This window comes from Cytobacillus sp. (assembly GCF_964223445.1).
In the GTDB taxonomy this organism is placed as follows: Bacteria; Bacillota; Bacilli; order Bacillales; family Cytobacillaceae; genus Cytobacillus.
Genome location: NZ_CAXQGS010000087.1, coordinates 1 through 21355 on the forward strand (window position 1 = coordinate 1; position 21355 = coordinate 21355).

General features: G+C 42.0%; 23 protein-coding genes. 17 read left to right on the forward strand and 6 right to left on the reverse strand.

Going from position 1 to position 21355, the window contains the following annotated elements:
- Together ACEQ1T_RS15875 and ACEQ1T_RS15880 are read left to right on the forward strand one after the other, a co-directional pair.
- Positions 1-259, forward strand: a 259-nt coding sequence (locus ACEQ1T_RS15875; protein ID WP_370223694.1) for a glycerate kinase, incomplete at its 5' end; no start/stop codon positions are given.
- Between the two features lie 126 nt (positions 260-385).
- A complete protein-coding gene (locus ACEQ1T_RS15880; protein WP_370223695.1) occupies positions 386-1363 on the forward strand; it encodes a zinc-binding alcohol dehydrogenase family protein in 978 nt (325 codons plus the stop codon).
- A 54-nt stretch (positions 1364-1417) separates the two neighbouring features.
- Here ACEQ1T_RS15880 and ACEQ1T_RS15885 read toward each other — a convergent pair whose 3' ends face one another.
- Both ACEQ1T_RS15885 and ACEQ1T_RS15890 read right to left on the reverse strand, forming a co-directional pair.
- Positions 1418-2440 (reverse strand): DUF1646 family protein, encoded by a 1023-nt coding sequence (locus ACEQ1T_RS15885; protein ID WP_206839567.1) that lies wholly within the window; start codon positions 2438-2440, stop codon positions 1418-1420.
- Between the two features lie 230 nt (positions 2441-2670).
- Entirely contained in the window at positions 2671-2835 is a 165-nt protein-coding gene (locus ACEQ1T_RS15890; protein WP_206839568.1) for a hypothetical protein, read from the reverse strand.
- Between the two features lie 248 nt (positions 2836-3083).
- Here ACEQ1T_RS15890 and ACEQ1T_RS15895 point away from each other — a divergent pair, with 248 nt between their 5' ends.
- The 3 genes from ACEQ1T_RS15895 to ACEQ1T_RS15905 all read left to right on the forward strand — a co-directional run bounded on the left by ACEQ1T_RS15895 (position 3084) and on the right by ACEQ1T_RS15905 (position 6035).
- Entirely contained in the window at positions 3084-4244 is a 1161-nt protein-coding gene (locus tag ACEQ1T_RS15895; protein ID WP_206839569.1) for an MFS transporter, read from the forward strand.
- A 220-nt stretch (positions 4245-4464) separates the two neighbouring features.
- Positions 4465-5718: a methyl-accepting chemotaxis protein gene (locus tag ACEQ1T_RS15900; protein WP_370223696.1), complete on the forward strand. Its 1254-nt coding sequence runs from the start codon at positions 4465-4467 to the stop codon at positions 5716-5718.
- A 53-nt stretch (positions 5719-5771) separates the two neighbouring features.
- The gene (locus tag ACEQ1T_RS15905) at positions 5772-6035 is read left to right on the forward strand and encodes a hypothetical protein (RefSeq protein WP_370223697.1); all 264 of its coding nucleotides are present in this window, start codon (positions 5772-5774) and stop codon (positions 6033-6035) included.
- A gap of 207 nt (positions 6036-6242) precedes the next feature.
- Here ACEQ1T_RS15905 and ACEQ1T_RS15910 read toward each other — a convergent pair whose 3' ends face one another.
- Positions 6243-7127 (reverse strand): hydroxymethylglutaryl-CoA lyase, encoded by an 885-nt coding sequence (locus tag ACEQ1T_RS15910; protein ID WP_370223698.1) that lies wholly within the window; start codon positions 7125-7127, stop codon positions 6243-6245.
- On the reverse strand, positions 7124-7795 hold the full coding sequence (locus tag ACEQ1T_RS15915) for a GntR family transcriptional regulator (RefSeq protein WP_009334426.1): 672 nt from the start codon (positions 7793-7795) through the stop codon (positions 7124-7126). The genes ACEQ1T_RS15910 and ACEQ1T_RS15915 overlap by 4 nt, the downstream gene beginning before the upstream one ends.
- A gap of 220 nt (positions 7796-8015) precedes the next feature.
- Between ACEQ1T_RS15915 and ACEQ1T_RS15920 the strand changes: the two genes are divergently transcribed.
- From ACEQ1T_RS15920 to ACEQ1T_RS15955, 8 genes are all read left to right on the forward strand, one after another.
- Positions 8016-9218: a CaiB/BaiF CoA-transferase family protein gene (locus tag ACEQ1T_RS15920; RefSeq protein ID WP_217031162.1), complete on the forward strand. Its 1203-nt coding sequence runs from the start codon at positions 8016-8018 to the stop codon at positions 9216-9218.
- Between the two features lie 12 nt (positions 9219-9230).
- A complete protein-coding gene (leuC, locus tag ACEQ1T_RS15925; protein ID WP_370223700.1) occupies positions 9231-10658 on the forward strand; it encodes a 3-isopropylmalate dehydratase large subunit in 1428 nt (475 codons plus the stop codon).
- On the forward strand, positions 10655-11260 hold the full coding sequence (gene leuD / locus ACEQ1T_RS15930; protein WP_009334429.1) for a 3-isopropylmalate dehydratase small subunit: 606 nt from the start codon (positions 10655-10657) through the stop codon (positions 11258-11260). The genes leuC and leuD overlap by 4 nt, the downstream gene beginning before the upstream one ends.
- Before the next feature lie 25 nt (positions 11261-11285).
- The gene (locus ACEQ1T_RS15935; RefSeq protein WP_019383158.1) at positions 11286-11546 is read left to right on the forward strand and encodes a hypothetical protein; all 261 of its coding nucleotides are present in this window, start codon (positions 11286-11288) and stop codon (positions 11544-11546) included.
- The gene (locus tag ACEQ1T_RS15940) at positions 11543-13051 is read left to right on the forward strand and encodes a sodium:solute symporter (protein ID WP_071156000.1); all 1509 of its coding nucleotides are present in this window, start codon (positions 11543-11545) and stop codon (positions 13049-13051) included. The genes ACEQ1T_RS15935 and ACEQ1T_RS15940 overlap by 4 nt, the downstream gene beginning before the upstream one ends.
- 24 nt (positions 13052-13075) lie before the next feature.
- On the forward strand, positions 13076-14323 hold the full coding sequence (locus ACEQ1T_RS15945; protein WP_370223701.1) for an MFS transporter: 1248 nt from the start codon (positions 13076-13078) through the stop codon (positions 14321-14323).
- Between the two features lie 20 nt (positions 14324-14343).
- Entirely contained in the window at positions 14344-14940 is a 597-nt protein-coding gene (locus ACEQ1T_RS15950; RefSeq protein WP_370223702.1) for a flavin reductase family protein, read from the forward strand.
- A 124-nt stretch (positions 14941-15064) separates the two neighbouring features.
- Positions 15065-16435: an aldehyde dehydrogenase gene (locus ACEQ1T_RS15955; protein ID WP_370223704.1), complete on the forward strand. Its 1371-nt coding sequence runs from the start codon at positions 15065-15067 to the stop codon at positions 16433-16435.
- Positions 16436-16697: 262 nt separating this feature from the next.
- On the opposite strand, the gene ACEQ1T_RS15960 is transcribed toward ACEQ1T_RS15955, so the two are convergent.
- A complete protein-coding gene (locus ACEQ1T_RS15960) occupies positions 16698-16877 on the reverse strand; it encodes a type II toxin-antitoxin system SpoIISB family antitoxin (protein ID WP_206839581.1) in 180 nt (59 codons plus the stop codon).
- Positions 16840-17622, reverse strand: a complete 783-nt coding sequence (locus tag ACEQ1T_RS15965) for a type II toxin-antitoxin system SpoIISA family toxin (protein ID WP_206839583.1) — start codon at positions 17620-17622, stop codon at positions 16840-16842. Before ACEQ1T_RS15965 ends, ACEQ1T_RS15960 begins: the two co-directional genes overlap by 38 nt.
- 115 nt (positions 17623-17737) lie before the next feature.
- Here ACEQ1T_RS15965 and ACEQ1T_RS15970 point away from each other — a divergent pair, with 115 nt between their 5' ends.
- The 4 genes from ACEQ1T_RS15970 (at position 17738) to ACEQ1T_RS15985 (ending at position 21287) form a co-directional block, all read left to right on the forward strand.
- Entirely contained in the window at positions 17738-17959 is a 222-nt protein-coding gene (locus tag ACEQ1T_RS15970; RefSeq protein ID WP_370223707.1) for a hypothetical protein, read from the forward strand.
- Positions 17960-17994: 35 nt separating this feature from the next.
- Complete coding sequence (locus ACEQ1T_RS15975) at positions 17995-19737, forward strand: phospho-sugar mutase (protein WP_370223711.1); 1743 nt, start codon at positions 17995-17997, stop codon at positions 19735-19737.
- Between the two features lie 122 nt (positions 19738-19859).
- Positions 19860-20879: a mannose-1-phosphate guanylyltransferase gene (locus ACEQ1T_RS15980; protein ID WP_370223709.1), complete on the forward strand. Its 1020-nt coding sequence runs from the start codon at positions 19860-19862 to the stop codon at positions 20877-20879.
- 60 nt (positions 20880-20939) lie between these two features.
- Positions 20940-21287: a PHP domain-containing protein gene (locus ACEQ1T_RS15985; RefSeq protein ID WP_370223710.1), complete on the forward strand. Its 348-nt coding sequence runs from the start codon at positions 20940-20942 to the stop codon at positions 21285-21287.
- Positions 21288-21355: the final 68 nt, after the last annotated feature.

Sequence of the window (21355 nt, forward strand, 5' to 3'; positions counted from 1 at the left end):
CTTCTCAGATGGTTCGGGCGGCGCGCGTGCCCCAATTGGTGTGGCCAGAGCAGCAAAGAAACATGGGATACCGGTTATCGGTCTTGCAGGTTCTTTATCAGACGACAGCAATATTGTGCATGAACACGGAATCGATGCATTATTCAGCATTGTCCCAGGCATTGTTACCCTTCCGGAAGCTTTGGAGAAGGCAGCCATTTATATGGAAAGAACAGCGAGGAACATAGCTGCCAGCATGAAAATGAATAGGTATTTATAACGAGAGGCTGCGGTATGCGGCTTCTTTTTTATAGCTTTAATTCGAGTTGTCATCCATAGCAAAAAGAGGCTTATTCGCACCAAATATCGAATAGGTAAAAGGATTACATAAATGGAGGCCAATCAAATGAAAGCAATTACAGTAACACAATACGGTAATCCGGACGTATTGACTTACACAGAAATGGAAATTCCAAAAGTAAAGCAGGATCAAGTATTGATAAAGGTGGAAAAAGCAAGCGTTAATTTTGCGGATGTGAAAGCAAGGATCGGGCAGGGAGGTACTGGCTTATTTCCGTTTATTCCCGGTCTCGATGCAGCAGGAGTAGTAGTGGAAATTGGGAGTGAAATTACAAATTTTAAAATTGGTGATCGGGTTGCAGCGTTCCCTTCAGAAGGATCTTATAGTGAGTACGCTGCAGCCGATGAAAACCTGACATTTGCAGTGCCGGATGAAGTAGAGTTGGATATAGCTGCAGCATCACTGACTGTTTCATTTTTATCTTATAAATTGCTTGCAGATATTGCAGGAATCCAAAATGGTGAAACCGTTCTGGTTCATTCAGGAGCAGGCGGGGTAGGCACTACTGCAATCCAAATGGCAAAGATATTAGGAGCAGGACTTGTTATTGGAACTGTTGGCAGTGAAACGAAAGTACCTGCTGCTGTGGAAGCAGGTTCTGATCATGTCATTGTATACGAACAGAATGATTTTGCCGAAAAGGTAATGGACTTAACCGGTGGAAAAGGTGCAGATATTATCCTGGATTCTCTTGCCGGCAGCATAACGCAGAAAAGTTTCGGCTGTCTGGCTGACTATGGCCGGCTTGTCCAATTCGGCAATTCGAGCGGCAAACAAGGGATTATAAATACGAATGACCTGCATAAGAGCTGCCGTTCTGCCTTGGGCTACAGTCTCGGCACAACAAGAAAGAAGCGTCCGGAATCACTCAGGGAAACAGCTCAAAAAGTCATGCAGTATTTAAAAGAACAGAAACTGCACATTAGAATAGGGCACAGGTTTCCTTTGGCAGAAGCAGCTGAAGCCCATAAGCTGATCGAAAGCCGGATGAGCACCGGAAAAATAATACTTGATATACGATAATAATATTATGTAAACAATTATGAAGGGAAATTGAAAAGGGCCGCCAGTCCCCTTTCAATTTCCCATGACCAGAATAAACACAAAATAACCAATCATCGTGATTAACCCAAACGGAACCCCGAATACTGCCCACTCTTTACTCGTAATCTGCAGTTTACCAGCAGCAATAATATTGGGAATATTGCCTGGAATAAGCATTCCTCCGCTGATCAGCAGTCCAAGGAGGATGGATTGAACCGTAAAATGGTCCATTGAGGGGCTAATTTCAGCAGCTGCAAGTGTTGCATTGTCCAATACAGCAGAAATCATATTGATCCAATATAATAAAAGCGGATTTAACCCTATTAAAAAGTGGTTGATTAACGGTTCAAAACCGGCCCCAAGCATCGTCAGGCCCATCACAAAGAAATATATTTTCAAAGCCCTGACAAAGATTTCTTCATAGTTTTCACTGGCAGGCTTTTTAGTAAAGGACGCTTTCCCTGAAACAGGAGGCTTAACAGCCAGTGCCGCCATAATTCCGAAAAATAGGAGGGCAATGGTGATTTGCGGTCCAACCAATTCCATCAAAAAGAAAAAATCTTCTTTCATTTTACTGATTGCAATGGTGGAAAGCGGTTCGCCAATCGGCGTCAATGCTGCGCCAAGTCCAATTGAAAAACAGGCGAGTACAGTCAGCCTGATTTCTGAGTTTCTGTCCAGGCGAAGGGCACTGACGATTAATACAAGAACTAACGCAGCGATAATAGCTGTAATAATACTTGATATTAACCCAAGAAAAATGACAGTCAAAGCTGCAAATAAACGAAAAGGCATAATCCGGCTTACTGAAAGTATGCTTCTTTCCAAATTTGCCTGAAACCACTTAAACAGGAGTCCTGCAATAAAGACAGCAAGAGTAATTTTTACAGGTTCCTGTGCTGCTTTAACAAACAGCCCGCTATTCAGTACCCCGCTTGCCATTGCAGCTGAAAGCCCCATCACAAATAAAAACATCTCCAGATTTTTTTCCACAAACTCAGAAAGAAAAGGCATAACAAGAACAATAATGAAAATAACCACTAACAAATAAATCATTAATCCTGCTCCATTTGGTTATTTTCCAAGTGAAACACAAGGAATACTACATGCATATGCTGAGAATCGGACAAACTTGCCAAAAGAAAGCGGAAGCAGGGAACACAGACTAAGAACGCCACGTCAGTGGCAACGTCTGCCCAGGCGCTCGAGCCAGACAGTTATCGAAGTACAAAAATATAATTTTAAGATTAAAAAAATCCCCGCGAAAGACCTGCAGGGATTGTCACTTAGTTGTAGTCATTTAAAACTGTTCCAGTAAGATCAAATTCAGGTTCAATGTTATTTATGGCAGTTGTGTCAGCAGGAGTTGTACCGGCAGGCTGTATTTCGTCCATAACAGGTGATGGTATAGGGGATAAACTGCGCTCTTTCTTTGCTTGATTGTCCAACAAATGAATCAACTCCTTTACATTATTTGTTATTTACATTCCTATTTAATCGTTATATGCAAACATGAAATTTATGGAAGTTGTTTTAGTAAGGTAGTTATATTTTATCCCAAAAAAGAAATTATATTTACAAAATAGCCATTATTATTTTTAGATTATTCTATCCTTTGAGCTAAAGCTATTGGGTATGTTAAGATGTTATTTTATTAAAATTTAAGAGAACAGCTTGAATACTAGAGAGGAAGTTCAGCTTGGATAAACGCATCTATTTATTAGCAATCATATCGTTTGTTGTTGGAATGGTGGAACTGATTATAGGCGGGCTGCTTGATCTTGTAGCTTCAGATCTGGGAGTCAGTTTGGGTCAGGCGGGTCTGTTAATTACAGTATTTTCGCTCGCCTTTGCCATTGCTGCGCCTGTCCTGCTCACGATAACGGTGAAAATGGAACGCAGCCGTTTAATGATGATATCATTAGCTGTTTTTTTGGCAGGAAATATTGTTGCCGTATTTAGCCCGTTTTACAGTGTATTATTAGTTGGCCGGATTTTAGCGGCAGCAAGCGGCTCACTGCTTATCGCATTATGCATGACAATGGCTTCCTACATCGTCACAGAAGAATATCGTGCACGAGCCATCGGAATCGTCTTTATGGGAATCAGTGCATCCCTTGTGCTGGGTGTGCCCATTGGATTGATGCTTGGAAATGTATTTGGCTGGCGTGCTCCATTTGTACTCATATCTGCTCTGACAGTCATATCAATGGCAGGCGTTCATTTCTTTATGGGTAAAGTTGCTCCAAAGCCCGCCGTTCCAATAGGCGTCCAGCTTAAAACCCTGAAAAGCCGCAAAATCGCTCTAACACAGATAACATCGTTTCTTTTAATGACTGGCCATTTAACTTTTTACGGTTACCTTACTCCATTCCTGAAGATGAAAATGGGGCTTGACGGCAACTGGGTCAGCATTGTTTACCTGATTTTCGGAATTGCTGCCGTTATCGGCGGGGGCATCGGCGGTCTCCTGGCCGACCGTTTTGGTGCAAAGTCTGTCATTTTGACTCTGCTGGCTATGTTTGGGATTACCCTTTTCTCGTTGCCGTTCGCCGCTTTCTCGTTGCCCGTTTTTCTGATTATGGTAGTCATCTGGAGTATGCTCAGCTGGGCGATCACACCGGCCATACACAGCTATTTAATAGAAGTAACACCGGAAACTTCTGATATCCAGCAAACATTGAACAACTCAGCAGTTCACATGGGAATGGCATTCGGCAGCATGATCGGCGGCATTATGATCGAGACAACCTCAGTAGAATATAATGCAGCAGCAGGAAGTGTTTTTATTATTATTGCACTTGGCACTGCCGTTCTTTCCATGGCTAAAAAAGAGAGAAGGACTGCTGCAGCTGAATAGATTTGATTAAAATGCCAGCTTCTTGGGAGGCTGGCATTTCAATTTGCGAAAAAGTGACGAACTATTTCAATTATTTTAAAAATAATCCTTCGAAATATATTGATATATTTTCCTATCATCCACTATAATCAAATTGTCTGGTGGTAAAAGAAGTTATTTGAGGAGGAACTTGTAAATCATTTTTTTATAATAATAAAAGATAGAAAAAGGGGTAAGTTTCATGAGTCAACTTAGCTACATGCTCCGCACTTTAATCGTCATTATCCCAGCTGTATTAGTCATTGGCGTTTCTGTATGTGTTGGTAATGGATTGGATGGCAGTGCGTTTTGGTTCACCATTGCTTTTATGGTGATCCTTGGTTCGCTTGCAGGGATATTATCCGCGTTTATGAACTACCGCAAGTTTATTGCACCCATCAGCAAAATCAATAGGTTTATCGATGACCTTGCAGATGGAAATATGTCCACAAGACTTGACGAAAAATCAGTTGGACAACTGGGATCGATTGCTTCTGCACTTAATCACACTGCATCTGCCTGGCAGGAAGTGCTGAATAAAGTGGTCTTGGCTTCGAACGAAGTCACGCAATATGCCCAGCAGCTATCATCAGGTGCCCAGCAGACCAATATGGCAACAAGCCATATAGCTGAGGTCATTGAAGAAGTAGCAGCAGGTGCCGATGATCAGGTCAAGGGAGTCGGAACTGCCTCCAATGTCATTATGCAGATGTCCGAAAGCCTGACACAGGTCGCGGCAAACTCAGAACAGGTTACAGAGCAGATCAACGATTCACTTGAAAAAGCAAATCATGGATCTGCATCCATTTCAACAGCAGGATGCCAGATGAACTCCATTCATGTAAATGTACAGGATCTATCCAAGGTGGTAAAAGGCCTTGGCCAGCGTTCACAGGAAATCGGAAAGATCATCGAAGTGATTACAGGCATTGCCGCTCAAACAAATCTTCTGGCTTTAAATGCTGCTATTGAAGCCGCCCGCGCAGGAGAACAGGGAAAAGGCTTTGCCGTTGTAGCAAACGAGGTTAGAAATCTCGCTGAAAAATCGGCTGAATCCACCCTGCAAATCAGCCAGCTGATATCAAAAATCCAGGAAGAAACCCATCAGGTTGTCCAGACAATGGATACGGTTAATCATGAAGTAACAGAAGGAATGGAAGTCATGAAGGATGCAGGCGATTCATTCAAACAAATCCAGCAGTCTGTCAGCACGGTGACGGATCAAATGGGGGAAGTCGCAGCAGCCATTCAGCAAATGTCTGTCGGTTCTCAGCAAATGGTTCAATCCATGGACGAGATAACCCATGTGGCAAATGAATCAGCCATAGCTACACAAAGTGTACTGGCTTCAACGGAGGAGCAAGCTGCATCAATGGAGGAAATATCACTCTCTGCTGACCAGCTTACGGGCATGGCGGAGGATTTGAAAGGGTTGATCAGCAGATTTAAATTATAGAGTTTAGGTCAAAACCTAGACTCTTTTTTTATTGTATAAAGGAGATGATTTATTTGATCGAAGAAGAAGAAAGAAGGGTACCAGATATTATAATGCAGCTTCAAGCATTATTAAGGTGCATGCCAGAGGTATGTAAAACTGCTTCCGACTCGGCACATCAACAAACAATAGTGGATTATTTTTATCTGATTAAACCATCTATTACAAATGCTGAATTTCGCAGGTTTACCCATTTAGCATCTGTTTTTTCTGCCTCAAGATTACTTGGCCAGATGAATCTTAGCAAGGTGGTGAAAAGAAGAATAGGTATTATATAAAACCTTGATACTAATTGTGAACTTTGCAAATAAATACATTAAACTTGCAAATAAATACATTAAACTTGCAAATAAATATAAAAATCTGCAAATAAAAACACCAAACTAGCAAACAAATCAGTAAAACCAGCAAATAAATTTCTGCGACGACCATTTACGGCCGCTACAGCACAAAAAAAGCCATCCCCCAGATGGCTTTTCCCGCAGTTAAGCTATTCCCGCCTTCATTAACATCCCATCCAGCGGCCGTTCCATTACTGTTTCCATCCAATTTGCTGTTTCCAGGACAGAAGAAAGATCTGTCCCCGTATCCACACCCATTCCGTGGAACATATTGATCATATCTTCTGTACAAACATTTCCGACTGCTTTCGGTGCAAATGGACATCCGCCAAGTCCGGCAATGGAGGAATCAAAGCGGCGGACACCAGCCTGGTATCCCGCCAGTACATTTGCGAGTCCCAACCCGCGCGTATTGTGGAAGTGAAGGCCAAGCGAAAGATCTCTTCCAAACGCAGCGAAAAACGAATCTGCTGCCTTTTGAACCTGAATGGGATTTGCCATGCCTGTTGTATCAGCCAGAGTGATTTCCGTACAGCCTGCTTCCAAAAACCTCTCCGCCGCTTTCAGCACATTTTCTAAAGGAACTTCACCTTCAAAAGGGCAGCCGAATGCAGTTCCTAATACCCCAGCCACACCTTTTCCGGATGCAGCCCCTTCCTTAATCACTAAAGAGAGCTCACCAACAGCCTGCTCAACAGTCCTTTTCGCATTCCGTAAATTGAATGAATCACTTGTTGTTGTTACAACATGAAGAAAATCCACATCGGTCTTAAGTGCGCGTTCAAGACCAGAGCGGCTTAACACCAGACCGCCGAAACGGACGCCATTTCTTTTAGGAAGCGATTTCAAAACTTCTTCTGCATCAGCCATGGGAGGAACAACCTTCGGATTGACAAAAGAAACAGCTTCTATATTGCGGATGCCGGAATCAATTAATCTTGTAATCAAATCAACTTTTGTTTCCGTTGGAACAATTTTGCACTCATTTTGCAATCCATCGCGCGGACCAACTTCGCAGATTTCAATCATTTTACTTCCTCCTTCAGCAGATGAATGTTTTTAATTTGTTCCAGGTGCTTCAAAACATGATCACGGCCTTGATAAATATGCTCATGCATGGCAATGCGGGCACGCTCGGGTTCCCGATTTTTGATTGCTTCCAAAATGGTTTTATGTACCTCTAGGGATTGTTTGAGCTGAAAGCTGTTATACCAATAGAAGGATCGGAATACGATTGGAACCACGACAACCTTTGAAATGTGGAAATGTATATGCTCATTTTTTGAAGCAGCCACTATCGTTTCATGAAATTTCTGGTTTACCTGAACAATATCTTTCAGGCTGTCCATATCAGATTCCACATATCGGCTAATGGCTTCTTCATATAAAATATTTGCTCTTTCCATTTCCAGCAGGTCATTTTCTGTCCGGTGTATCGCAGCCTGACTGGCAGCGTACCCTTCCAGAAGAGTGCGCAGGTCATAGATTTGCCGGATATCATCTTTTGTAAAATGCCTTACGCTGACACCGCGCTTTAATGGAATGACGAGGCCTTCTGCTTCAAGCTGCTTAATAGCCTCTCTAATAGGAGTGCGGCTAAGATTCATCTCTTTAGCCAATGATTCCTCAGCAAGCCGCATGCCAGGGACAAATTTCCCTTCAATAATGGCATCTCTAATAAATTCGTATGCATCCATATCAACACCTCAATTGTATTGTATACAAACAGAAGTATTATTACAACAAATATTCTGAATATTTATTATAAAACATGATTATATAAAGGTTTTTAATGAAATTTCAGAAAAATAATAAAATTTACATTGACTTATTGTATACAAACAATTAAATTTGTATACAAGATTAAGAAAATTAAAATTTAACAGTACATTCAAGAAATATCAGGGAGGGAAATCCATGTCAGAAAAACAGCTTCCACTGGAAGATATCAGAGTCATCGAGCTGGGCACGCTTTTAGCAGGACCATTCTCCGGACGGCTTCTAGGTGACTTCGGTGCTGAAATTATTAAAGTCGAGCCTCCGGGTAAATCAGATCCCATGCGAAATTGGGGAAAATCAAAAGATGGGATAGGGCTTTGGTGGCCTATTCAATCGCGGAATAAAAAATCGATTTCGTTAAATCTCAGGGAGGAAGAAGGACAGCAGGTTTTAAGGGAGCTTATTAAAGAAGCCGATGTTGTCATTGAGAATTTCCGCCCGGGGACAATGGAAAAATGGAATCTATCCTATGAAGCACTTTCCGAAATCAACCCTAAATTAATCATGGTACGGACTTCGGGCTATGGACAGACAGGACCCTATAAGCATCGAGCAGGATTTGGCAGCGTCGGTGAAGCAATGGGCGGGCTCAGAAATGTAACCGGTTTCCCTGACAGGCCGCCATCAAGAATTGGTGTATCAATGGGTGATACGCTGGCTGCACTTTTTGCGACAATTGGCTGTCTGGTTGCATTACACGAGAGGGAGCGTTCCGGAAAGGGACAGGTTGTCGATACGGCCCTCTATGAATCTGTATTCTCAGTGATGGAAAGCATTATTCCGGATTACCTCTTAGCGGGATACATAAGGGAGAGGATGGGCAATATCCTGCCAGGTGTAGCTCCCTCTAACATTTACTTCACGCAGGACAAAACTTACATCGTTATAGGAGCCAATGCAGATGGAGTGTTCCGCAGGTTATGCGAGGCCATGGAGCAGCCGGAATTGGCAGATGACACAAGATTCGCGACCCACCATGCAAGAGGAGAAAACATGAAGCTTCTTGACTCCATGATTGAAGAATGGACAAAGACTCTCCCCGCTAAAGAAGCTCTTAAAATTCTTGAAGATAAGGGCGTTCCATCAGGGCTCATTTATACGGCCAAAGATATTCTGGAAGATCCGCATTATAAGGAACGCGACATGATTATTAAAGTAGATCATCCGCAGCTGGGAGAATTCCCGATGCCTGGCATTGTCCCAAAATTAAGCAGGACACCAGGGGAAGTGAAGCATGCCGGCCCGGAAGAAATGGGCAAGCACAATCATGAAGTATACACTGGCCTTCTTGGGTTCAATGAAGAGAGATTAGAAGAATTGAAGAAAAATAATATCATTTAGGAGGGCTTCAGAATGAGGCGGACCTTATACGAGAAAATCTGGGAAAAGCATGCAGTCGTGGAGGAACAGGATAAGCCTTCCCTTTTGTACATTGATCTTCATTTAGTACATGAGGTCACATCACCTCAGGCATTTGAAGGCTTAAGAATCAAGAATCGCAAGGTGAGAAGGCCGGATCTGACTGTGGCTACCATGGATCACAGCATTCCAACAACTGACCGTTCCCTTCCTTTTAAAGATCAAATCGCCAAAAAGCAAGTCGACGCTCTGGCAAAAAACTGCAGGGAGTTCGGAATACAGCTTTTTGACCTGGATAGCCGATATCAGGGAATTGTACATGTCATTGCTCCTGAGCTTGGGCTAACACAGCCCGGGATGACCATCGTTTGCGGCGACAGCCATACCTCTACACATGGAGCTTTCGGCGCACTTGCCTTTGGCATTGGCACGAGTGAAGTAGAACATGTCCTTGCCACTCAAACAATAAAGCAATTTAAATCTAAAACATTAGCCATAAATATACACGGCAATTTGCCGCAAGGAACGACTGCCAAAGATCTGATTCTTTCAATCATTGGAAGGTATGGTCATGATTTTGCAACAGGCTATGTTGTGGAGTATCGCGGTGAGGCGATTCGTAATTTAACAATGGAAGAGCGAATGACCGTATGCAATATGAGCATTGAAATGGGAGCAAGGGCAGGACTGATTCAGCCTGACGAAAAAACCTTTAACTATTTAAAAGGGAAACAAGCTGTTCCTGATGGAATCGAGTGGGAAGAAGCTCTTGCAGAATGGAAGAAATATTATACTGACGAAGATGCCGAATTTGATCTGACTGCTGACTTTAATGCAGCTGAAGTAATCCCGCAGGTTACCTGGGGCACGAATCCAGGCCAGGTAACAGGTATTACAAAAGTTATACCTCTAACGAAAGATTTGCAAGCAGATCAAATAGGTCCAGCTAAAAAAGCATTAAAGTACATGGACCTTCAGCCAGGAACACCCATCACAGAAATTGCTGTCAATAAAGTCTTTATCGGCTCCTGCACAAACAGCCGGATAGAAGATCTTCGAAAAGCGGCAAAAATCGTAAACGGTTACAAAGTTGCTGAACAGGTGGAAGCGCTAGTTGTTCCTGGTTCGCAGCTTGTAAAAATGCAGGCTGAAGCTGAAGGGCTCGACCAAATTTTTATAAGAGCCGGTTTTCAATGGAGAGAAGCGGGCTGCAGCATGTGCCTCGGTATGAATGAGGACTTGGTTCTTCCGGAAGAACGCTGCGCATCGACCTCCAACCGGAATTTTGAAGGCAGGCAGGGAAGAAATGCGAGGACCCATTTGGTCAGTCCTGAAATGGCTGCTGCAGCAGCGATTGCCGGCCGGTTTATAGATGTAAGGGAGTGGCCTGTTAAATATAGCAAGGAGGTCAGTGTACAATGAAGTCTTTTACCAGATTTACAGGCATAGTTGCTCCGCTTGATGCTGCAAATGTTGATACAGATGCCATCATTCCAAAACAGTTTTTAAAAAGAATTGAAAGAACAGGGTTTGGCGAATTCCTCTTCTACGAATGGCGATACGAAGATGGCAGGGAAAAACCGGATTTCATTCTAAATCGGGAACCTTACCGGAATGCACCGATTCTGCTGGCAAGGAAAAACTTTGGCTGCGGCTCATCCAGAGAGCACGCACCCTGGGCGATTGCAGAATATGGGATTAGAGTGATCCTGGCATCATCATTCGCAGATATTTTCTATAATAATTGTTTTAAAAATGGCATCCTGCCAATAGTCTTGCCTGAAAAGGATATTGAAGTTTTGTTTCAAAAAAGCAATGAATCACCTGGTTATCAGCTGAGCGTAGATTTAGAGAATCAAAGAATTGAGGACTCCTTCGGGTACATGGTCGAATTCGATATCGTTTCTTATCGAAAAGATCAGCTGTTAAAGGGGCTGGACGAAATCGGGGCAACCCTTCAATCAGCTGAATTAATAGACTCCTATGAATCGGCACATAAGATTTTCTATAAGCTGGAGGTTTAAATTTCAGCAAAAGGGAGGAAGCCATATGGAAAACAGAACGATAAAAGAACCTATTCGAAAAAAATGGATTTGGATAGTCCTCGCCATCATTACACTTGGCGTAGTACCCTGGTATTTTCCGGATGCAGCAGCTGAGCCCTATATTCTCGGGTTTCCGTTATGGGCATTTATCTCGACAGCTTTTTCCATTATCATGTGCGGATATTTAAGCTGGCTTTGTGTGAATGAGTGGAATATCGTAGAGGAACAGGAAGAAGCCGAAAAAGCAAAGGGGGATAAATCATGAATGATTTAGCTTTTGCAGGCACAGATGGGATCATTATTTTATCAGCTTTTGCCATAATCATGCTGTTAATTGGATACTTATCGGGCAGAGGTGAGAAGAACCTTCATCACAGTCTTTCAGGGTACTATCTTGCCGGAAGGAATCTCGGTTTTATCGCACTCTTTTTCACCTTATATGCGACGCAATATAGCGGGAATACCATTGTCGGATATGCCCCAACAGCATATAGGACAGGTTTCTCGTGGATTCAGTCCATTTCATTTATGACAATCATTATCGGAATCTATTTACTGTTTGCACCAAGATTATATGTCATTGCAAAGAAAAGAAACTTTGTTACACCTACTGACTGGATCGATCACCGCTTCAAATCGAAGGCAGTCACATTGCTTAGTATTTTTCTTATGCTTTGGGGGCTTGGAAACTACCTTTTAGAACAGCTTGTAGCCATTGGCCAGGCTGTGTCGGGGATGACAGGCGGCACGATCCCATACCAAATAGCTGTTATCGTCTTTGTAGCTGTTATGCTTGCCTATGAGTGGATGGGCGGAATGAAGGCAGTTGCTTTTACAGATGTTATGCAAGGCATTGTTCTAATGATTGGAATCATTGTCTTCCTCATCGGCGGCTTGTATCTCGTCGGTGGAAATTTCTCTGATGTTACAAGGTATGTAGCAGAACTGGAGCCGGCAAAAACGGCTGTTCCTCCAATGGAAGTGAATATCAATTGGCTGAGCATGCTCCTCCTTGTTGGACTGGGAGCAAGTATTTATCCGCACGCTGTTCAAAGAATCTATTCTGCGCAAAGCGAGAAAACATTGAAAAAATCCTTTGCCCGCATGGCATGGATGCCGCCAATTACAACAGGGCTTGTATTTATGGTAGGTATTATTGGAATTATGCTTTTTCCAGGACTGGATAAGACGGGTTCTGAACAGCTCGTAGGTCTGATGGCCAATGAGATTGCCGCCATTAATCCATTTTATTACTGGATTATGATCATCTTCTTTGGCGGGATTGTAGCTGCCATTATTTCTACAGCCGACTCTGTTCTGCTCAGCTTTTCATCCATGCTTTCGAATGACGTATATGGAAAATTCATCAATCCTAAGGCATCTGAACATAAGAAGGTCATGGTCGGGAAAGTATGCGGAATCATTGCGATCATCTTTCTTCTGTGGATTGCCTGGAATCCTCCGGGAACGCTATATGAAATTTTCGTCTTAAAGTTCGAATTGCTTGTTCAGGTATTCCCGGCCTTTGTACTGGGCTTATATTGGAAGCGCTTATCAGGAAAGGCTGTCTTCTGGGGAATGCTTGCAGGCGCCATATTAGCAGGAGTGCTTACTCTTACAGGCTACAAAACCATATATGGAATCCACGGCGGCGTCATTGGATTAGGACTGAACTTCTTTATCTGTATTGCAGGCTCCCTTTTAGCTCCAGCTGTTTCAAAGAGCAAAGTACTGGAGGAAGATTTGACTGCAATCAATTTAAAGGCATAATAGCCAAAAAAGAGATGATTAATTATGAGTAATTCACTGGCAGAAAAGCAATTTGCCATCAATGAAAATCCATGGAAAATGCTATTATTCCTTCTGCTGGCACAGCTGATGGTAGCATTTGTCGGCAGAAGCATTGGACCGCTGGGAGTCTTAATCGGTGAGGATCTTTCCTTGACCAAGTCGCAAATTGGCATGCTCCCGGCGGCTCTCTTTTTAGGCCAGGCGATCATTTCTGTTCCTGCCGGCTTCCTGACTGACCTTGCAGGATCCCGTAAATTATTGGTTCTGGCGTCTGCTTTAATGGGGTTGGGCTTTCTGTTCATGACATTGCTTCATGATTTCTGGCTTGTCCTGTTATTGATTGTTATCGGCGGAATTGGGTATGGGTCCATGCACCCGATCACCAATAGAGGCATCATTTATTGGTTTCCTCTCAAACAGCGGGGAACAGCAATGGGAATAAAACAAACCGGCATCACGGCTGGATCGGCTCTGGCCAGTTTGATTCTGCTTCCGCTTAGTGTCACTTTTGGCTGGAGATTTGTACTTCTTACGGCCTGCCTTCTTTTATTGGCGGGCGGATTCGTCTCCTATCATTATTACCGGGATCCGCCCGAACTGGAACAAGCGAAGGGCAGCAGCATGAGTTTGCTCCAATTTTACAAATCAATGTTTAAAATGTTTAAAAATAAAGCCTTGATGCTGATAAGCTTTAGTGCTCTCGGTTTGAATGGTACACAAATGTGCTTAAATACGTATATTGTTTTGTTTGCCTATGAACAGCTGAAGATATCAATCTTTTTATCAGGTATTCTACTGGTTATATCTGAAGTGTCCGGAACCATTGGCAGGGTTGCCTGGGGAATCATTAGCGATAGGCTGTTTGAAGGAAAGCGTGTTGTAATTCTTATGATTATTACCATTATTACCGCATTGGCCAGTACGTCAGCTGCTGTCATAACTTCAGCCCCTTTTTGGGTAATGGCTCCCATTACAGCTCTGTTTGGATTTGCAGCTTCAGGTTTTAATGGAATCTGGATGAATCTTGCAAGTGAATTGGTGCCGAGAGAACAAGCTGGCATCTCAAGCGGGATCAGTATCACACTGGGATCAGCTGGCGCCATTATCATTCCGCCCTTGTTCGGATTAATCGTGGATAAGACGGGTCAATTTTCTTCCGGGTGGTTTTTAATCACAGGTATGATGTTTATTGTTTTTACTTTACTGACAGTATTATCCATTATGAATAAAAAGAATAACTTTGTTATTTAAAAGTGGAAGGAGTGATCCGTTTGGAATTTAACCCTTCGGACCTTGGAGAAAAAGAAGTGTACAAATTATTAACCGGATCTGTCGTCCCAAGACCGATTGCGTGGGTTTCCACTGTATCACAGGAAGGGGGCCAGAATCTCGCACCCTTCAGTTTTTTCACGGTTGCTTCAAGAAATCCTCCGATGCTCTGTATTTCTATTGGACCTGGCGTGGGCGACAGGGAAGGAACAGAAAAAGATACATTGGTCAACATCCGGGCGACAAAAGAGTTTGTCATCAACGTTGTTCCTGCACCATTAGGAAACCAAATGCAAAAAAGTGCAGAGAATCTCCCGAGTAATGCTGATGAGTTTGAAGCGGCAGGGCTTTCGGCTGCTGAAAGTCATTTAGTCGCCCCTAAGAGGGTAAAAGAAGCACCAATCCATATGGAATGCAAGCTGGAACAAATTATTAAGCTGGGCAGCGATCATCTTATTATCGGGAGAATGGTACATTATCATATTGATGATGAGTACTACCTCGGTAATTATAAAGTGAACTTAGAAAAACTGAAGCCGCTAGGAAGGCTGGCAGGAAACTATAGTGAAAGCAGCGAATTCTTTAAGCTGCCGAGATAATATTTCAAATGCCGGGCCTTATGGCCGGCATTTTTTTTGCATTGGGAGTATACCTATTTATGTATTTCCGCCAGCCAAGATGATAATATATCCTTAAAACCTTGTCCCATCTGGAGGTATTCCTTTGGAAAACTACGCGGATCTCATTCAAAAACAAAGAAATTTCTTCACCCAGGGTAAAACAAAAGATGTCACATTTCGAATGGAGGCGCTCGGAAAGCTTCGTTCGGTCATTAAGCAGCATGAGCAGGAATTGATGGATGCGTTAAAGGCGGATCTTAATAAAAGTGAGTTTGATGCGTACTTGACGGAGATTGGAATCCTGCTGGAGGAAATCCGCTTTACGTTGAAACATTTAAAAAAATGGGCAAAACCCAGAAAAGTAAAGTCTTCAATTGCCCAACTCGGCTCGAAAAGCTATATATATCCAGAACCTTATGGAGTTGCGCTAATCATAGCGCCCTGGAATTATCCTTTTCAGCTAGCGATTGCTCCCCTGATCGGAGCAATAGCCGCAGGGAATTGCGCAATTCTGAAGCCATCAGAATTAACGCCGCAAACTTCGGCCTTGCTGTCAAAAATGATCAGCAATCATTTCCCGCAGGAGTATATTTCAGTTGTTGAAGGCGACGCAGAAACAAGCACAGCCCTGCTAAATGAAAAGGTGGATTATATTTTCTTTACAGGCAGTGTCCCTGTCGGAAAAATCATCATGGAAGCAGCATCCAGGCACCTTACTCCCATTACCCTTGAATTGGGAGGGAAGAGTCCATGCATCGTGCATGAAGATGCCAACTTGAAGCTTGCAGCGAAGAGAATTGCCTGGGGAAAATATATTAATGCCGGCCAAACTTGTGTGGCCCCTGATTATATTTATGTACAGTGCAGTATAAAAGAAGAATTCCTGAATGAACTAAAACAAGCCATACAGGAGCTTTATGGAAAACATCCGATTGCATCCGGCCAATTTACGAGAATCGTCAGTGAAAGACACTTTAGCCGTCTCACCAAATTTTTAACAAGTGGCATCACTGTTCATGGCGGCGGGCATGATTTACATTCTCTAAGCATCGAACCAACAGTTCTCGATAATATTACATGGGCTGATGAAGTCATGCAGGATGAAATATTTGGACCGATTTTGCCGGTGCTCGAATATGATAACTTGTCCGGGATGATTGCAGAGGTTACAGCACGCCCGAAATCTTTAGCGCTATATATCTTCACAGAAAGTGAGGGTGTCCAGAACCAGATTCTAAGCAGCATTTCCTTTGGAGGGGGATGCATTAATGATACCGTTTATCATCTTAGTTCACCATATCTGCCTTTCGGGGGAGTAGGGGAGAGCGGGATTGGGGCTTATCATGGAAAGGGAAGCTTTGATGTGTTTTCACATGAAAAAAGCATTCTGAAGCAAACCACCAGATTCGATTTGCCATTCCGATATCCGACCACAAAAGATGCATTAAAAAAGGTGAAGCTTTTTATCAAATAACCGTCTTCTTGGAAGGCGGTTTTTATTATGCATTATTTTTCGGAGGCTTTAGCCCTTTGTTTAAATCCTGTATGGCAGCCTCTGTTTTTTTTGACAGGTTTTTGGTATATGGTGAAACCGAGAATGTGGGGAAGTTAATATTTTTCACTTTCTTGGTCAGTTTTTTCATTGAAATCAGCCCTTTTTATCTTTATTATATGTCCCCTTCAATTGAACATGAATAGGGCGCGGAAGAAATTTCCTCCCACGCCATATAGTATGCTCAAGCCTTAGTTTTGGTATAAACGCTTATTAATCTTTTGTTCTTTTTTAATATCCTTTCGGTGTGGGGACTTACTTCAAAACCCGGAAGGCTGACCCGGGATTTTTTTTTGAGAGTTTTCATGGTGTTTTTAGCATGCAACTCAGGTTTCTCCGTTTTCTTCTTCGCTGGTTCCTTCATGGTCTTCGTCCTCCTGTTCGGCAGGGAGCATTAGATCGTATATTGATATGAGTGAAGTGAAAAGCAAATAGTCGAATTCTGTAACAAATTGATCGGAGGTAAGTTTAATTACATAGTCATCTTCGAGAATGGAAAAAGGGATCAGCGCCAGTCTTTCTTCAGCATCATAATAAACTTCCCTGCGGTCCAGACGGCTATGAATCAAAGCTTTATCGGTGTAGTGCTCAAGCAGATAGTCCTTTTCTTCTTCTGTTGTGTATTTGCATAAAGCTATCTTCATATCCACTTTTTCCGCAAAGTCAGCCAGAAGTTTTTCGATGCCGGCAAGATACGCTTCCTTGTTTCCATAATAAATGTCAATGGGCTCATTTTTCAATAAATACTGAAACGATTTCAGTTTATTCATATGCGAGTTCAATAGATCACTATTTTCTTCAAGCAATTCTCTAGTGTCTGTTGCTAATTCGTTATTTCCGACTCTTTTCAGATAAGATCCCAGGAAAACAAAGGCATCGACCAGAGCAAATATTACCGCGACAATCAGGTAGTTCTGCCAATCGGAAAAAATGGAACCTGGTTTGTTCGTCCAGTAAACAACTGCACCAAGCACATAAAGGATATACCAGGTTTTCCTTATGACGGACATTCTTTCTTTTACTTTCTTTTCCCATAACCAGACAGAAATAACATAAAAACCGAGACAAGCGACAATAATCCAAACTGCAACCTTGAAGAATATCAGCAACAAAATCGCCTCGTCCACTCAATATTTAGTTAGAATATTCTCATATTTCTCTTTGGATTTATTATAACAAATATTATGTCAATCATTTGAAAATAAATGAAGCAGGAGGAAAAATATGAGAAAATACCTATTTATCATTGTTCCTGCCTTGATCATTCTTTTAGAGGTTAATTACAGAAGTATTAATAAAGCTGTAGAATTGTGTGAGGAGCGGAAGGGACAGGCGCTGGTTCAGAAAGATGTTTTTGCTATGAAATTGGAGTGTAGTCCGCAGGATGTAAAGCTGTCATCTTCACATAGGCCATGGGACAGCCATTCTAAGAATTTGTTCATATAATATAGGACTATATAAAGAAGGGAGATCATCGAATGGTGACATGGAGTTCAAAGGCTGAAAAATGGCTTTCCCATAAAAATTTAGACAAAGAATTAAAGAATTTACTGTTGGATATGGACCGGCATAAATTAGAGGACTGCTTCTATAAGGATTTAGAATTTGGTACTGGAGGAATCAGGGGAGAATTGGGACCGGGTACAAACCGAATGAATATTTACACAGTCCGCAAGGCGGCAAAAGGTCTTGCTGATTACATTTCACAAAAAGGGGAATCCGCAAAGAAACGCGGATTTGTAATCGCATATGATTGCCGCCGGAAATCAGCAGAGTTTGCCATGGAAGCCGCAAAGACAGCGGGAATGCAGGGAATAAAAGTGTATCTGTTCCATGAGCTAAGACCAACACCTGAATTATCTTTCGCCGTCCGTCACTTAAACGCAATTGCAGGTATCATGATTACTGCAAGCCATAATCCCCCTGAATATAACGGCTTTAAAGTATATGGGGAAGATGGAGGACAGATCACCCCTTCAGCAGCTGAAGAGATCACCGGGTATATCAGCGGGATTAAAGATGAAATAGCGGTCCAGGTGATGGATGAAGAAGTACTGAAGAGCAAGGGACTTCTAACTTTCATAGGGGAAGAAATTGATAATGCTTATCTGGAAAAATTAAAGACGATACAATTAGATAATAATCTTGCCAGAAAAGAAGGCAAGGACTTAAAAATTGTCTTTTCACCTCTTCATGGTACAGCTGAAAGACTTGTTTGTGAAGGATTGCAAGCTTTTAGCTTCCATAACATTACACTAGTAAAAGAGCAGGCTGAACCTGATCCTGATTTCAGAACAGTAGAATCACCAAATCCTGAAGAGCATGCAGCCTTCAAAATGGCCATTCAATATGGAAAGAGAATGGATGCTGATATCTTAATGGCCACAGACCCGGATGCAGACAGGCTGGGAGTTGCAGTGAAAAATGAACAAGGTGATTATGAGATATTAACAGGGAATCAGCTTGGGGCTATTATGCTCTATTACTTATTATCCGAAAAAAAGAAGCTGGGAATCCTTCCTAAGAATGGTGCGGTTATTAAAACAATTGTTACTTCTGATATCGGCAGAGCCATTGCAGAGGATTTTGGAATAACAGTAATCGACACACTGACAGGATTTAAATACATTGGTGAAAAAATTAAAGAATTTGAAGAAAATAGAGACTATCTATTTCAATTCGGGTACGAAGAAAGCTACGGATATTTAATAGGCGATTTTGTACGGGATAAGGATGCTGTTCAAGCAGCCGTGTTTGCTGCTGAAGTGGCGGCTTATTATAAATCAAAAGGCAAAACACTGTTCGATGCTTTATATGACCTATATGCTCGTTATGGATATTACCAGGAGTCCCTGCAGTCGATCCTCTTGAAAGGCAAGGAGGGAAGTGAGGAAATTGCCGGCGTCCTAACCTATTTAAGAGTAAACCCGCCAAAAGAGATTGCGGGTTTAAAAATAAATTTAATTGAAGACTTTAAGTTGGGGACAATGCTAGACTTGCTGACAGGTCAAGAAAAACTTACTCAGCTGCCAAAGACGAATATGATTAAATTTTATTTGCAGGATGGATCCTGGTTTGCTATTAGGCCCTCGGGTACAGAACCAAAATTAAAAATTTATTTCTCTGTGAATAGCTTTTCGAAAAAATGGAGTGAAAGGTTCTTAATTAAGCTTGAGAAGGAGGTAATGAATGAAATTGAAAAGGTCAGGAATCTAAAAAAGTAAAAAAGTATCATTATTAAAGAGTAAAATACCCATATTGCACTGAACAAGGCTGAACACCAAGCGACTTTCTTTTAAACACATACAATAATATAGCTTTTAATTAATGTAATGAGGTGTTTATATTGAAAGTCGTCATTATGGCAGGCGGAAAAGGGACAAGGTTTTGGCCGCTGAGTGTAAATGAAAAGCCTAAACAATTTCTTAGGTTAATCAATGAAAAAACAATGCTTCAGCAAACCTATAACCGTTTTAGGGAATGGCTCCCGGAGGATAAAATTTATATCGTGACAACGGAAGAGTATGCTCCTCTAGTTAAAGCACAATTGGAAGTGCCGGAACAGCAGCTGATTCTGGAACCATATCAAAGGGATACGGGGCCCTGTGTCACTTTAACAGCTTTAACGTTTTTAAAAGAGAATGATGATGAAGTGTTTGCTGCAGTACCATCAGACCATTATTTGCCAGATAATGATTCTATTTATAAACTTTTTACATTAGCCGAAACTGCGGCTTCATCTGATTTATCCATTGTAACGTTAGGAATCAAACCTACTCGTGCAGAAACTGGCTATGGTTATATCCAGGCTCATAAGGAAATAAATCAGAAGGTTTTAAAAGTACATTCCTTCATCGAAAAGCCAAATAAAAATCAGGCAGAGGCATTGCTGAGACAAGAAAATGTTTTTTGGAACAGCGGAATATTCATCTGGAAGCCCTCAACTATTGTCTATTATATGGACAAATTCCAGCCGCAAATCACAAAAAATATCGCAGGATATCTCAAAGGGAATGCCTCTGAGTATGCCAATCTGCCGAAAATTTCTGTGGATTATGCAATTATTGAAAAGGCCGAATCAAAATTTATGATACCTGCAGATATCCAATGGGATGATGTCGGCAGCTGGACTTCTTTAGAGCGCTTGATAAAAAAGGAAGACGACATGAATCTCCTTCAGGGTAATATTCATGTATTGTCATCAAAAAATTGTATAATAAAAACAGAGGATAGGAAGACAATTGTTATTGGGGCGGAGGATTTAATCATTGCTTCTACAAAAGATGGACTTTTAGTTTGCCACAAGTCATTCGAACAAGAAATAAAAGGAATATTGAAGAAAATGGAAGAGGACAATCAAGAGTGACTCTTAATCCGTTTGTTTAATAAAAAATAGGAATTTCGTATTTTGTAAGGAGAGGAAGACTTGGACATTAAAAAGGTAGTAGAAAAAGGGAACTTCGACCTCCACCTTCATACTACAGCTTCTGATGGGAAATATTCTCCGAGTGAAGTTGTTCAAATGGCTGCTGAGAAAGGCATGAATACAATTGCCATAACAGATCATGACACAACAAAGGGAATCGCTGAAGCAATAAATGCTGGAAAAGCCTTTGGAATAACCGTGATTCCCGGAATTGAATTAAGTACAAAATATAAAGATAAAACTATTGATATCTTAGGCTATGGAATAAATGAAACTCCGGAGTTATCAAAGGTATTAGAGCGTAGTCGACAGAGCCATGGTCGACGGGATCTGAATCGACGATCTTAGTCGACGGAACCGGAAGAGGGGGCGATCTCCTGGGATCGTCTCGCTTCCTCCTCCAGCCAGTCGTGCAC